Annotated in this window: 11 protein-coding genes; 7 read left to right on the plus strand and 4 right to left on the minus strand. The window is 46.8% G+C overall.

Going from position 1 to position 14,076, the window contains the following annotated elements; all coding sequences use genetic code 11:
- Nucleotides 1–213 precede the first annotated feature (213 nt).
- The 3 genes from LX99_RS22935 to LX99_RS22945 all read left to right on the plus strand — a co-directional run bounded on the left by LX99_RS22935 (nt 214) and on the right by LX99_RS22945 (nt 5,170).
- Nucleotides 214–1,971, plus strand: a complete 1,758-nt coding sequence (locus tag LX99_RS22935; protein ID WP_109610048.1) for a c-type cytochrome — start codon at nt 214–216, stop codon at nt 1,969–1,971.
- Between the two features lie 82 nt (nt 1,972–2,053).
- Nucleotides 2,054–3,652, plus strand: coding sequence for a S8 family peptidase (locus LX99_RS22940; RefSeq protein ID WP_109610050.1), 1,599 nt, complete (start codon nt 2,054–2,056; stop codon nt 3,650–3,652).
- Between the two features lie 12 nt (nt 3,653–3,664).
- A complete protein-coding gene (locus LX99_RS22945; RefSeq protein WP_109610052.1) occupies nt 3,665–5,170 on the plus strand; it encodes a carboxylesterase/lipase family protein in 1,506 nt (501 codons plus the stop codon).
- Nucleotides 5,171–5,272: 102 nt separating this feature from the next.
- On the opposite strand, the gene LX99_RS22950 is transcribed toward LX99_RS22945, so the two are convergent.
- The 3 genes from LX99_RS22950 to LX99_RS22960 all read right to left on the minus strand — a co-directional run bounded on the left by LX99_RS22950 (nt 5,273) and on the right by LX99_RS22960 (nt 7,618).
- Nucleotides 5,273–6,169, minus strand: a complete 897-nt coding sequence (locus LX99_RS22950) for an SDR family oxidoreductase (protein ID WP_109610054.1) — start codon at nt 6,167–6,169, stop codon at nt 5,273–5,275.
- A 72-nt stretch (nt 6,170–6,241) separates the two neighbouring features.
- Complete coding sequence (locus LX99_RS22955; protein WP_109610056.1) at nt 6,242–6,823, minus strand: Crp/Fnr family transcriptional regulator; 582 nt, start codon at nt 6,821–6,823, stop codon at nt 6,242–6,244.
- A 51-nt stretch (nt 6,824–6,874) separates the two neighbouring features.
- Entirely contained in the window at nt 6,875–7,618 is a 744-nt protein-coding gene (locus LX99_RS22960) for a murein L,D-transpeptidase catalytic domain-containing protein (RefSeq protein WP_245927996.1), read from the minus strand.
- Between LX99_RS22960 and LX99_RS22965 the strand changes: the two genes are divergently transcribed.
- From LX99_RS22965 to infB, 4 genes are all read left to right on the plus strand, one after another.
- Nucleotides 7,617–8,039: a hypothetical protein gene (locus tag LX99_RS22965; protein ID WP_146203201.1), complete on the plus strand. Its 423-nt coding sequence runs from the start codon at nt 7,617–7,619 to the stop codon at nt 8,037–8,039. The two genes, LX99_RS22960 and LX99_RS22965, sit on opposite strands and share 2 nt — an antisense overlap.
- A 127-nt stretch (nt 8,040–8,166) precedes the next feature.
- Nucleotides 8,167–8,631: a ribosome assembly cofactor RimP gene (rimP, locus tag LX99_RS22970; RefSeq protein ID WP_170122777.1), complete on the plus strand. Its 465-nt coding sequence runs from the start codon at nt 8,167–8,169 to the stop codon at nt 8,629–8,631.
- Nucleotides 8,632–8,634: 3 nt separating this feature from the next.
- Entirely contained in the window at nt 8,635–9,870 is a 1,236-nt protein-coding gene (nusA, locus tag LX99_RS22975) for a transcription termination factor NusA (protein WP_022830693.1), read from the plus strand.
- 63 nt (nt 9,871–9,933) lie between these two features.
- Entirely contained in the window at nt 9,934–13,035 is a 3,102-nt protein-coding gene (gene infB / locus LX99_RS22980; protein ID WP_109610061.1) for a translation initiation factor IF-2, read from the plus strand.
- 156 nt (nt 13,036–13,191) lie between these two features.
- Here infB and map read toward each other — a convergent pair whose 3' ends face one another.
- Nucleotides 13,192–13,956, minus strand: coding sequence for a type I methionyl aminopeptidase (gene map, locus LX99_RS22985; RefSeq protein WP_109610064.1), 765 nt, complete (start codon nt 13,954–13,956; stop codon nt 13,192–13,194).
- Nucleotides 13,957–14,076: the final 120 nt, after the last annotated feature.

Raw genomic sequence — 14,076 nt, forward strand, 5'->3', positions numbered from 1 at the left:
TAAATATTAACCGAGTTTAATTTACAAAATGATCTTGATTAATTGCGGATGTGAATAAGCGATTCGCCACGCCCCTCATCCTCTTTGATTGGTTCTTTTAAATCTTATTTTCCGCCCCCATTTTTTATAAACATTTAGCCATAAAATCTCTTTTATAGCTGGACTTGCTTGCTAAGCAACAATCTGGTTTAAGCAATAATCGGTATAACAGTAATGAAAAACAAAACAACCGCAGTCGGGATTTTACTGATCATGTGCGCGCTTTCTGTGATCAGTTTTAAAAATATCGGCATAAAAAGCAACCCGCCCGCCACCGATACCGCCAACGGCGGTTTATTCCTGCCCGGTAAGTTTAAAGCCGTTGTGGTGGTTGATAGTTTGGAAGGCCGGGCACGCCATATAGCCGTTAACAGCAACGGCGATGTTTATGTAAAACTCCGCTTCCCCGATTCGACGGGTGGGAATGTGGCGCTGCGTGACACCAATGGCGATGGTAAGGCCGATATCATCAAAAAGTTTGCAAATTATGAAGATAAAGGCCCTTACGGTACCGGTATGCGGGTACACAACGGCTATTTATATTTCAGCTCCGAAAGCAATGTTTACCGGGTTAAATTAAATCCCAATACATTGGTCCCCGATGCCCCTTTAGAGTTGATACTGCATGATGCCAACGCCCCGCATGAGCATGATGCCAAGCCGCTCGCCTTTGACGGTGCCGGGCATATGTATGTAGCTTACGGTGCGCCATCCAACGCCTGCCAGGTGCAAAACAGGGTACCGGGTTCAAAGGGGATCAAAGGCTGCCCGCTGTTGCAAACTTACGGCGGCATCTGGCAATTTGATGAGGCTAAGCCAAACCAAACCCAGGCCGATGGCATCCGTTATGCAACAGGGATGCGCAGTATTGTAGCTATGGATTGGAATACCGCCGATCATTGCCTGTATGTGGTAGCCCACGGGCGCGACGACCTTCGCCTGCAATTTCCCCAACTTTTTACCGCCTGGCAAAGCGCGGTATTGCCAGCCGAAGAATTTATCAAAGTAACCAAAGGTACCAATGTGGGCTGGCCTTATTATTATTACGATCCCATCAAAAAGAAGAAACTACTGAATCCCGAATATGGGGGCGACGGCAAAAAAGAGGGAGAAGGCGCAAAGTACACACAGCCTTTAATGGCTTTCGGCGCGCATTGGGCGCCGAATGATCTGCTGTTTTATACGGGCAATCAATTCCCGGCACGATATAAAAACGGGGCTTTCATTGCCTTTCATGGTTCAACAAACCGATCGCCATACCCGCAGGCCGGTTTTTTTGTATGCTTCGTGCCTTTTAAAAATGGCAAGCCAAACGCGCAATGGGAAATTTTTGCCGATGGCTTTGCGGGTAAAAATACGATAGTGAGTGTGAGCGAAGCGGTTTACCGGCCAATGGGTTTAGCTATGGGGCCTGATGGGTCGCTATATATCAGCGAAACCGAAAAAGGTAAAATCTGGAAGGTGAGTTATACCGGCAATAAAGCCCAATTTGGCCCATCCCAACTGGCTAAAATGGAGCAGCGTAAAAAGCTGCCCGGTTTCCGGCTGCCCGATGTAATGAAAAGTGATTTGCAAACCGGCATGCTTAAGGGCGGCGCTAAAATTTACGCCACCTATTGCGCCAGCTGCCATCAAAAAAATGGCAGGGGCGATGGCAATATGATTCCGCCGCTTGCCGGATCTGAATGGGTAACCGGTGGCAAGTTCATGGAGAAGGACCTGGCTATCCGCGTGTTGCTTAAAGGTTTAAACGGGCCTGTCAAGGTTAAAAACCGCCCCTACAACAGTGTCATGCCCAAACACGATTTTTTAAAGGATGCCGAGATAGCCGCCGTGCTAACCTATATACGTAACAACTTCGGGAATAACAGTAGTTTAGTTACTGCCTCGGAGGTAAAGAAGATGCGGGCCGAGGTAGCAAAGGATAAATAGTTATTACCGCATATTATAAACACAATTAAAAACCTATTTTAGAGTTTTTATACCAACAGTTAACTGATCTGAAAATTAATAAATGAGAAATTTATTCCCGCTAAAAAAGCTGGCCCTGATGGCCGGGCTTTGTCTTCCAATTCTTGCCGCCGCGCAGCAAACCACCAAATACAAACCCAACTGGCAGAACCTCGATCTGCAAACCGACTCGGTTTTCGGCATCAGCACCGAAAAAGCGTACAAAGAATTATTGCCAGGTAAAAAGCATGTAACCGTACTGGTTGCCGTAATTGACGGCGGCGTTGATATCGAACACGAAGACCTGAAAAAGGTGATCTGGAACAACCCCAAAGAAATTGCCGGGAATAAAAAGGATGACGACAAAAATGGATACATCGACGACTTGCATGGCTGGGATTTTATAGGTTCGGCTAAAGGGGATGTGCATTATGACAACCTGGAGCTTACCCGCATGGTGAGGATTTACAATGCCCGTTTTGCCAATGCCGATAGTACCAAACTAACAGGTAAAGACCTGGCCGATTTTAAAATGTACAGCAAGATGAAGGCCGAATTGAATAAAAAGACCACCGAGGCCCAGCAAACCTATGATATTATAAAGAGGTTTAATGGTTTGATAGATAATGTACTGGCTAAAATAGGTTCCAAAAACCCGGGCATTGCCGATATTGAAAAGTTTCAACCCGAAGGTGGTGCTGAAACATATGTTAAAAACGTTTTGCTGAAAGCCCTGCCCGATTTTAAAGATGTAGCCGATTTTAAGGAAAAGGAGCTTAAAGGGGGCATGGAGCATTTTAAAGAATTGCTGGATTATCATTTAAACCTCAACTTCAATTCGCGCGATACCGTAGGCGACAACTATGCTAATGTTAACGAGCGTAACTATGGCAACAATGATGTGGCCGGTCCGGATGCTGATCACGGCTCGCACGTAGCTGGTATTATCGGCGCGGTAAGGGATAACAATATCGGTATCATGGGCGTGGCCAATGATGTAGCCATCATGTCGGTACGTACGGTGCCCAATGGCGATGAACGCGATAAAGACGTAGCCAACGCCATCCGTTACGCTGCGGCCAACGGCGCTAAAGTAATTAACATGAGCTTTGGCAAAGGTTATTCATACAACAAAAAAGCAGTTGATGAAGCCGTTAAATTTGCCATGAAAAAAGATGTGTTATTGATTCACGCAGCGGGCAATGAAAACGAAAATACGGAGGTTGAGCTGAACGTACCTAACCGTACTTATGAAGATAAAAGCGGTACCGCCAATGCCTGGATAGAAGTTGGCGCATCGGGCCCGATGGATGATGCTACGTTAAAAGCATCATTCTCCAACTATGGCAAAACCAGTGTTGATGTGTTCGCGCCGGGCGTGGCTATTTATTCCACTACCCCTAAATCAACCTATGCCGAGCATGATGGCACCAGCATGGCAGCCCCGGTAGTAACCGGTTTGGCAGCGCTGATCCGTTCTTATTATCCAAAGCTTACGGCATTGCAGGTAAAGGAGATCATCCTGAAATCGGTAGTGAAAATATCGCATAACGTAGAAATTAAGGATGGCAATAATAAAAAAGAGGTTCCCTTTACTGATATTTGTGCAACCGGCGGCGTTGTTAATGCTTATAACGCGCTTAAGCTGGCAGCCACTTATTAGTAAAACCTTAATATGAAAAACAACATCTGCCGGGTAATAGCCTGTGCTTTTTTGCTGATGGCAAGTTTTAATTTAAACACCTCGGCACAAACGGTAACAACCAAAATATCCGGCGGATGGATAAAGGGCATTGAAGAAGGGCCAACATTGGTGTTTAAAGGCATACCTTATGCCAAAGCGCCTGTTGGCCCTTTGCGTTTTATGCCGCCACAGCCGCCATCCCCCTGGAAAGACACCTTATCCTGCCAAAAATTCGGCAGGATGGCCGCGCAGGGCGGTACCGAATTGAAAGGAAGTGAAGATTGCCTTTCACTAAATGTTTACACCCCCACTACAGATAGAAATGCCAGACTGCCCGTACTGGTTTGGGTACACGGCGGTTCGCTTACCGGCGGTTCGGGAATGGGTATGAACGGGCACGCCTTTGCCGATGATGACAGCGTGGTAACAGTCACCATTAATTACCGGCTCGGTGTTTTCGGCTTCATGTACCTGGGCGATGTTGACAAAGCCTACAAAACCTCGGGTAATAACGGTTTACTTGACCTGATCATGGCCCTGAAGTGGATCAAACAAAATATTGCCGCGATGGGGGGCGATGCCTCGCGGGTTACGGTAATGGGCGAATCGGCAGGCGCTAAATTAACCAGTTCCCTGCTTGCCACTCCCCTGGCAAAAGGGTATTATTACCAGCAGGTGCTGGAAAGCGGCGGGGTGCAATGCATCCGCGATTCGGTTACTGCTAAAGCAATACGGCAACGCCTGATGAACGAACTTGGCGTTAGCAAACCGGCCGAACTGCTCCATATTTCCGCAGAAAAACTGATAGCCGCGCAATCAAAAATTGCCAATGGCGCGCAGGGCACTAATTATTGGGGCCCCGTGAGCGATGGCCTTGTTATTGACGGTGATGCCTACAAGGCGGTGCAAAAAGTTAACAACAATAAAGCCCGCTTCATTATTGGCACCAATAAGTTTGAAAGCAAAATGTTTATGGGTTTCGACAAAAGGCTTAATAAACCCGATAGCACGGTGCTTTATGGCTGGTTTGGCGATAATTATCCCTATGTTTTAACCGCTTATCAAACCGAGGCTAAAAAAACAGGTGCAGACAGCGCCGCGCTTAAAGTACTAACCCAATACATGTACCAGATGCATAGCTACCGCCTGGCCAACAAATTGGCGCAGGCAGGCAACCATGTATGGGTGTACCGCTTTGATTACAAAAGCGACGGCACAGGCGCAACCCATGCCGATGAACTGGCTTACCTGTGGTTTAACCCGCGCCAGAATAAATTCAACGATACCGAAAAACAACTGGCAGCCCAGATGCACCATAACTGGGTTAATTTTATAAAGGGACAGGTACCCGGCGAAGTAAGCGGGAAAACCTGGCCCCATTTTGTAGCAGGCGAAAATAATATTGTAGTTTTTGATGCAGTTTCGGCGCCGGTGCAGTTAAGCAGCGTTTATAATGACAATGCCAGCCCGTCGGCCTGCTTTGTGCTGAAGCGATGAATTGCAGCTATTATAAGTGTTTTCACCTCAATGAAATGACATTTTTTTGGGGATGCCTGGCAGTTATCGATAAACAGCAGATCACAAACAAGTGAGCATATTTCACTTCAAATACCCGCCAATCTGTAAATCCTCCATTAAACCGATGTGTTTTGGTTCCCAGCCCGTAACCTCGCTTGTTTTGGCTGATGAAGCTTCGCAGCCCATACCCGCGAAATAGCTAAACCATCCAAAATGAGCGGCAATGTCATCGCCGGTTTTGCTTTCAACCGGCAGGTGTAGCCCTTCGCCGATAGCTTTTGCTATTTCTTTAAAAGGGAAGCCTTCTTCGGCAACGGCGTGGTAGTTTCTCAGCGCCGGTTTTTGCTCAATAATTAATCGGTAAAGCACTGCGGCGTCCTGCCGGTGAACGGCTGGCCAAAGGTTAGCGCCATCATTGATATAGGCCGAAACGCCTTTTTCTTTAGCCATGTTGATGATCATCGGTACAAAACCATGGTCGCCGGCATCGTGCGTTGTTGGCGGCAGCCTTAAAATATAGGCATTTACGCCTTTCGCCTGCGCGGCGCGGGCCGCTTCTTCTGATGCCAGCCGTGGTACGGTTGCCGACGTCGCTGATGGGTTTTCATCTTCGGTTACTTTATGGTCGATTCCGTTAAACAAGCCGATGCCCGAAGTTACCACCAGCGGTCGGTCTGTCCCTTCCAATACCGAGGCTATGGCTTCTATCACCTGCCTGTCGGTTTCGCAGTTATCCTTAAATTTTGAAAAATCGTGATTAAAGGCGGTGTGGATCACCGCGTCGCAAACAGCTGCGCCGTTTTTTATACTTTCCAGGTCGTACAGGTCGCCGCGGTGCACTTCGGCGCCCAAGGCGGCCACTTTTTCGGCGCCGGCATCCGAGCGAACCATACCCAATACCTGGTGCCCGGCTGATAATAATTCTTTAACAATTGCAGAGCCTACAAATCCCGAAGCTCCTGTAACAAATACACGCATAGGTCGATTAAATTTTGTGAGCTACAAAATTGACCTGAAACGGCGCGAAAAACAAGGTCATTTGACCATAGTTTAAAATCGTAGCAACTGATCGCGCCTTAACCTGGTAAGTGTTTTAATGGAGACACCGAGGTAAGCCGCTATCATTCGTAAAGGCAAACGTGACAACAGGGTTGGATAGGTTTTTAAAAAATCCTCGTATTTTTCTTCGGGCGTACCGCTCAGGGCGGTTAAAATTCGCTGGCGGCTGTTGTAAATATTCCTGGAAATGAGTTGTTGGGAATGCTGCTTAAATGCAGGAACGCCTGCAACCAGGCCATCAAAATCGTCTTTGTTCCATAATACAACCTCGCTTGGCTCAATAGCAGCTATATTGTATTTGGCCGGTTGCCGGCTATCGTAGCTCTCAACATCCAGTGTCCAGCTGTTTTCCGGCGAAAATTGAAGGATGTGCTCGCTGCCATCTTCCTTAACAGCGAAGTTCCTTAAGATCCCACTTGCCACAAAAATTTTTTGACGGCAAACTTCGCCTGCGCTAAGCAGAGCTTCATTGCGTTTCAATTTTCGTTCGATTGCCAGATCAAGGATCCGGTTGATCTCCTCATTAGCGAGTTGGGTATGTTGGCGAAGATAATTTTCGAAAGTTCCTTTCATCGGTAATATCAAAAATACGGAAGATGGCGGCCAGGCGCAAGCCAGCCCCCTCTAAATCTCCCCCGGTTGGGGAGACTTTCTTAAGGCCCTCCCTTCCGGGGAGGGTTTGGGAGGGGCCGGAGGGGCATACACCCACATCAACAAATGCTTTTGCTGTTTTCTCAACAAAGCATCTACCACCTTCATCGTATGATTAGATACAGCCGGGCAGCCCCAGCCTTCTGGCGTTCCATTAGGATAAACTTCGGCCTCGGCAACGTGCTCCCATGAGTGAAAAACGATCTGCCTGGCCAGCGCGTTGTTATTTGTACGCTCCAATCCGGTTAAATAATATTTTACATGGATACCCCAGGCGCTGTAAGCCCGGCCATCTACCTGGTACTTACCCAATGCAGTGCAATGACTTCCATCCTGATTGCTAAAAGCAGGTTTATCCTTCGACCATACGCCGCTCCATGGGTTTCGGCCGCAGCCATGGCTTACCAGGCCGGTTAGCAGTGTATCGTTTTTCTTAAAATCCCAAACTGCAAAACGCTTAACGCCCGATGGCAGGCTCATATCAATCAAAATACAATAACGGGTATTGAAGCCGCGCTGCCTGCAGAAAGCCAGGCTTTGTTTGGCTTTTATTTTAAGCTGCCTGATGTCCAGTCGCGGTGGGCTGGCTTTGGCTTTAATGCAGTAAATACCAAAGAATATGAGCAGGAAAAAAGCTTTGAATTTCAATTGTAACAGGTTTTTGATTTGTAAACCTACAAAACGCATTTTTATTACAATAAAGCTATCTTGGTGCATGAAAATTTTTATTTCGATAGCGTTTATATTGTTATTGTTCAGTTGTTCATCTAAGCCGGAGGGGCCGGTTGTGATCATCAGCCTCACCAGCGATAAAAAATCATTGCAAATAAAAGGCTTCGATGCGGCGGTAATTAATGATATCGCCCGCGACTCATCCTCCGGGGCCTGGCAAACATTGATGCCCGTTTACAAGATGCCGGCCGATACCGATCTTAAAAACCTGCAGCAGGTACAACCGGGGCGTTATACTATTAATAATAACATAGTTGTTTTTACTCCCGATACGGCATTCGCTACACCACAAAGCTATTTTTTGCGTTACTATGATTTTGACAAGGGCTCAACCCTTACCGATCTGATAAAAAGCAGGAGCAAGCCGGGGGCTTTACACTATAGCGATTTGATTTTTAAGCCATAAACTATCTAATTGGTTGAAAATTTAATATTTTTGATTATATTTGCAACCGTTAACAAAAGAGGGGGCAATTAGTCCCCTCTTTTATTTTATCAATCAAAATTATTTTGTTTAAAAACACCGGTTGGTAATGAATATTGAAAAAAGGGTAAAAGAACTGGTTGAAGAGAAATTGGCAGATAAGCCGGATTTGTTTATTGTGGATATTAAAATGCACAGTAACGGCAAACTGATCATTCTGCTTGATGGCGATCATGGTATCGGCATTGATGATTGTGTAAAGGTAAGCAGGCATGTAGGTTTCCATCTGGAAGAGGAAAACGTGATAGAAACCGCCTATAACCTCGAGGTTTCATCGCCGGGTATTGATTATCCGCTCTCGTCGCCAAGGCAATACGCTAAAAATGTTGGGCGTAAGCTTGGCATAAAAATGAAGGATGGGGCTAAACGCGAAGGCATATTGAACAGCCTTACCGAAGATGCCATCACCATTGAAGAAACAGTAAAAGAAAAAGGGAAAAAAGCGCAGGTTATGGAAAGCGTGATCCCGTTTGAGCAAATAACAGAAACAAAGGTTTTAATATCATTTAAGTAAAAAATGAGCAATATTAATTTAATTGATTCTTTTCAGGAATTTAAAGATTTCAAGAACATTGACCGCCCTACCATGATGAGCGTACTGGAAGACGTTTTCAGAAGCATGATCAGAAAAAAATACGGTACGGACGAAAATTGCGACGTAATTGTGAACACCGATAACGGTGACCTTGAAATATGGCGTACACGTAAGGTAATGGAAGACGGCTTTAGCGAGGATGACGACCTGGAGATTGAATTAGCCGAAGCTCACCTTTACGATGCCGACCTGGAAGTGGGCGACGATTATATCGAGCAGATCACTTTGGAGAGCTTTGGCCGTCGTGCTATCTTAGCCGCGCGTCAAACCCTGGTATCTAAAATTTTAGAATTAGAGAAAGACGAGATCTTTAAAAAATACAAAGACCGTGTTGGTGAAATTGTTACCGGCGAGGTTTACCAGGTTTGGAAAAAAGAAACCCTGGTGCTTGACGACGAAGGCAACGAGCTTTTATTGCCAAAAACAGAGCAGATCCCGGCCGACTACTTTAAAAAGGGCGACAGTGTGAAAGCCGTTGTGCATAAGGTAGATATGCTGAACAGCAACCCGAAAATCATTATTTCGCGTACTGCGCCCGAGTTTTTACAGCGTTTGTTTGAGCTGGAAGTTCCGGAGATTTTTGATGGTTTGATCACGATCAAGAAAATTGTTCGCGAACCGGGCGAGAGGGCAAAGGTAGCTGTAGAATCGTATGACGACCGTATCGATCCGGTAGGTGCCTGCGTGGGTATGAAAGGCTCGAGGATCCATGGTATTGTGCGTGAGTTGAAAAACGAAAATATCGACGTGATCAACTTTACCAACAACGTTCAATTATATATTCAGCGTGCGTTATCGCCTGCTAAAATCACTTCTATTAAGTTAGATGATGAGAAAAAGACAGCCGCGGTGTACCTCAAACCCGACCAGGTTTCGTTAGCGATCGGTCGTGGCGGTCACAATATTAAACTGGCAGGAAAATTGACAGGTTATGAAATTGACGTTTACCGCGAAGCTGATGAGCATGATGAAGACGTGGATATCGAAGAATTCTCGGATGAAATTGACAGCTGGATCATTGACGAGTTTAAACGCATTGGTTTAGATACCGCCAAGTCGGTTTTAGCCTTAACCGTTGGTGAACTGGTAAAACGCACCGATTTAGAGGAAGAAACTGTAAAAGAAGTGTTATCGATATTAAGTGCGGAGTTTGAATAATAATAAGCAAAATTAAAATCGTATTTTTGCACCCGAATAAGCAGAGAAAGTAAGCAATATTAAATGTCAGAAGACAAATCCATAAAATTAATTAAAGCAGTAAAAGAACTGAACATTGGCATGGGTACCCTTGTCGATTTTTTAGCTACCAAAGGATATAAAGTTGATAAGCATCCGATGGCCAAGCTGGATAACGACATGTACAGCGCCCTGTTGAAGGAATTTGCTGTTGACAAAAGTATTAAGGAGGAAGCTAAGCAGATCAGTATCGGAAAGATAAGGAAAGAAGAGCCTGCTGCACAGATTCCTGAAAAGCCGGTTGAAAGCCGCCGTTCGCGCGATTTTGAGAACGAAGAGATACTGATTAAGAACGCGGGGCAATTTGCACAGCCACAGGTTGAGAAACCCAAAGCGGCTGAACCGGCTGCTCCGGCAGCACAGGCCCCTGCACGTTCTGAAGAGCGCAATGACGTATTACCTGGTGTTAAGGTTGTCGGAAAGATAGACCTTAACAACCTGAATGCTAAACCACAGCCGCAGGCTCCAAAACCTGCCGATAAGCCTGTGGAAGTTGTTAAACAGCCCGAGCCTGTGGCAGCTGCGCCCGCCCCGGCACCTGTTGAGCCCAAAGTTGAAGCTCCAAAACCGGTAGCCACGCCTGAGCAGCCTAAGGTTGAAACACCTAAAGCGCCGATTGCCGAAGCGCCAAAGGCAGAAGAGCCGAAAGCACCGGTTGTAGAAAAAGCACCGGTTGTTCAAACACCGGCTCCTGCAGCCCCAGCTGCCCCTGCCGAAACACCGGCCCCGGCTGATGATAACCAGGAACCCGATGTGATTCGCGCTAAGGCCGAACGTTTAACCGGGCCCAATATTATAGGTAAGATCCAGTTGCCGGTTAACGCGCCAAAACGCAACCCGGTAGCTTCATCAAACGCCAATAATAACCAGGCCGATCATAAACGCAAACGCAAGCGTAAAGATAACCAGGGAGGCCCGCAGCAAGGTGGTGGTAACCACCCGCACGGGCAGCAGGGCGGAAACAACCAGCAAGGCCAGCAGGGTGGTGGTGGTACCATCAACCCTAACCGCCCGGATTTCAGGAACCGTACACATGGCGCACCCGGAAACAGTGCCCCAGGGCAAGGTGGCGGTCACCATGGTGGCGGAGGCCATCACGGAGGTGGCAACCGTCCGGATTTCAGGAACAACCGTAACAACCCGCCGCAAAGCACAACACCGAAGGAAGAACCTTCAGAAAAAGATATACAAGACCAGATTAAGGCTACCCTTGCACGCTTAAGCGGCGCGGGTAAATCGGGCAAATTTGCACAGCGTGCAAAATTCCGTCGTCAGAAACGTGATGATGTTGCCGCGAGCGCCGAAGAACTGGCAATGGAACAGGAACTTCAATCAAAAGTATTGAAGGTTACCGAGTTTGTAACCGCCAACGAATTGGCCAGCATGATGGATGTATCTGTAACTCAGATCATCTCAACCTGTATGAGCCTGGGTATGTTCGTGTCCATTAACCAAAGGCTTGATGCCGAAACACTTTCAATTGTAGCCGACGAGTTTGGTTACCAGGTTGAATTTGTGAAACCGCAGGATGAGGAAGCCAACCTTGACCAACCCGATGATCCGGAAGATTTGAAGCCACGCGCTCCTATTGTAACCATCATGGGTCACGTTGACCACGGTAAAACCTCGTTGCTGGATTTTATCCGCAAAACCAATGTAATTGCCGGCGAGGCGGGTGGTATTACCCAGCACATCGGCGCTTATGAGGTGACCTTGCCGGGCGATAAAGGAAAGATCACCTTCCTGGATACACCGGGTCACGAGGCGTTTACCGCCATGCGTGCCAGGGGTGCCCAGGTTACGGACATCGTTATCATAGTAATAGCTGCCGACGATAGCGTGATGCCGCAAACCCGCGAGGCCATCAACCACGCGCAGGCCGCAGGTGCACCGATCATCTTCGCCTTCAACAAAATTGATAAGCCGGGCGCCAATGCCGATAAGGTAAGGGAACAACTATCGGCCATGAATATTTTAGTTGAAGAGTGGGGCGGTAAATACCAATCGCAGGAAATATCGGCCAAAACAGGCTTGAATGTCGACCTTTTATTGGAAAAAGTATTGCTTGAAGCCGAGATCCTTGAGTTGAAAGCCAACCCTAATAAACGTGCCGTAGGTACGGTTATTGAAGCCGCGCTTGATAAAGGCCGTGGTATTGTAACAACCGTTTTGGTACAGGCAGGCCGCTTAAAGGTGGGCGACCCGATATTGGCCGGCTGCTACAGCGGGCGTGTAAAAGCGTTAACTAACGAACGTGGCCAGCGTGTAGATTCGGCCGGGCCGTCAACCCCGGTGCAGGTTTTAGGTATGCAGGGCGCTCCAACCGCGGGCGATAAGTTCAACGCGCTGGAAAGCGAAGTTGAGGCACGTGAAATTGCCAACAAACGCCTACAGTTACAACGCGAGCAGGGCTTACGGACCCAGAAACACATTACCCTTGATGAGATCGGTCGCCGTTTGGCAGTTGGTAACTTTAAAGAACTTAACATCATTGTTAAAGGTGACGTGGATGGTTCGATCGAGGCTTTGTCAGATTCGTTACTGAAACTATCTACCGAGCAGATCCAGGTGAATATCATCTCGAAAGCCGTAGGTCAGATTTCCGAATCAGACGTATTGCTGGCTACAGCTTCCGACGCGATCATTATCGGTTTCCAGGTACGCCCATCAACAGGAGCGCGTAAACTGGCCGAAGCCGAGCAGATAGATATCAGGCTTTATTCGATCATTTACGATGCGATCAACGAGATTAAAGCGGCGATGGAAGGCATGCTTGCGCCAACCTTTGAAGAGAAGATTGTGGCTAACGTAGAGATTCGCGAAACCTTCAAGATCAGCAAAGTTGGTACTATTGCAGGCTGTATGGTATTGGATGGTAAAATTAGCCGCAACAGCAAAATCCGTATCATTCGTGACGGTGTGGTAATTTACACCGGCGAACTGGCTTCATTGAAACGCTATAAAGATGACGTTAAGGAAGTAAGCGCAGGTTACGAATGTGGTTTGAACATCAACAACTTTAACAATATTGAAGTAGGCGATATTGTTGAAGCTTACGAAAACGTAGAAGTTAAACGCAAGCTGTAAATTTTAACAGCATTAAATATTAATGAAAGGGCTTATCTGAAAAGATAGGCCCTTTTTATGGATATTTGGGATAAAACTGAGAAGAGTATAGGGTTGTTATCACCCTCAAAGGGCGCTCCAGCTTACCTTATGCAACTACTTGCTTTAGATGATCAATTAATCCCAGATGCCGTTTTGCGCGGTGAATATTACCGGTTCGCCGCCGGTTACCATAATGGTATGTTCGTGCTGGGCAACATAACCGCCTTTATTACCGGTCAAAGTCCAGCCATCGGCCTGTGTATCTGCAATGGTTGATTTGGTTGAAATAAAAGTCTCTATCGCTACTACCGAGTTCTTTTTAAATCGGGTGGTATTATACTTATCACAATAGTTGGCTATTTCGTGCGGTTCTTCGTGAAGGCTGCGACCAACGCCATGCCCGGTAAGGTTTTTAATTACAGTGTAACCGGCTTTTTTTGCCTCCGTTTCTATCAGTTTGCCAATCTCCGAAATTCTTACGCCGCCTTTAATATTGCTGATAGCTTTTCTGAGGATGGCTTTAGATGCTTCCACCAGTTTGCCATGGCCGTGGATATCTTCGCCCAACACAAATGATCCGCCGTTGTCGGCCCAGTAGCCGTTCAGTTCGGCAGAAACGTCGATGTTCACCAGGTCGCCTTCCTGCAGGATCGTTTCTTCAGAGGGGATGCCATGCGCTACCACGTTATTCACGCTGATACAAGTGTAGCCAGGGAAATTATAGGTTAAAAATGGAGCAGATTTAGCGCCCATTTGCGCCAGTAATTCGCCGCCATATTCGTCAAGTTCCTTTGTAGAGATGCCCGGTTTGGCGTATTCGCGCATTTTACGAAGTGTAATAGCTACAGCATCACTGGCCAGCTGCATACCTGTTTTTTCGTTATCGGTGGAGATTGACATGATCGAATTATTTAATCTTCAAAGATAAGGAATATTAAAAACGGAAGGGTTGGAGGAGTGTCAAAGATTTCGGAGCGCTTAATGCCTGGCCGCAAATAGAAGTTAAAAAAATATTCATCT

It is taken from the genome of Mucilaginibacter oryzae, from assembly GCF_003148845.1.
Classification (GTDB): Bacteria; Bacteroidota; Bacteroidia; order Sphingobacteriales; family Sphingobacteriaceae; genus Mucilaginibacter; species Mucilaginibacter oryzae.

Bases quoted from the DNA above. Each gene is read 5' to 3' on its own strand.
- nusA (WP_022830693.1), top strand. From the start codon at position 8,635: ATGAGCAATATTAATTTAATTGATTCTTTTCAGGAATTTAAAGATTTC.
- rimP (WP_170122777.1), top strand. From the start codon at position 8,167: ATGAATATTGAAAAAAGGGTAAAAGAACTGGTTGAAGAGAAATTGGCA.
- LX99_RS22955 (WP_109610056.1), bottom strand. From the start codon at position 6,823: ATGAAAGGAACTTTCGAAAATTATCTTCGCCAACATACCCAACTCGCT.
- map (WP_109610064.1), bottom strand. From the start codon at position 13,956: ATGTCAATCTCCACCGATAACGAAAAAACAGGTATGCAGCTGGCCAGT.
- infB (WP_109610061.1), top strand. From the start codon at position 9,934: ATGTCAGAAGACAAATCCATAAAATTAATTAAAGCAGTAAAAGAACTG.
- LX99_RS22950 (WP_109610054.1), bottom strand. From the start codon at position 6,169: ATGCGTGTATTTGTTACAGGAGCTTCGGGATTTGTAGGCTCTGCAATT.
- LX99_RS22945 (WP_109610052.1), top strand. From the start codon at position 3,665: ATGAAAAACAACATCTGCCGGGTAATAGCCTGTGCTTTTTTGCTGATG.
- LX99_RS22960 (WP_245927996.1), bottom strand. From the start codon at position 7,618: ATGCACCAAGATAGCTTTATTGTAATAAAAATGCGTTTTGTAGGTTTA.
- LX99_RS22965 (WP_146203201.1), top strand. From the start codon at position 7,617: ATGAAAATTTTTATTTCGATAGCGTTTATATTGTTATTGTTCAGTTGT.
- LX99_RS22940 (WP_109610050.1), top strand. From the start codon at position 2,054: ATGAGAAATTTATTCCCGCTAAAAAAGCTGGCCCTGATGGCCGGGCTT.
- LX99_RS22935 (WP_109610048.1), top strand. From the start codon at position 214: ATGAAAAACAAAACAACCGCAGTCGGGATTTTACTGATCATGTGCGCG.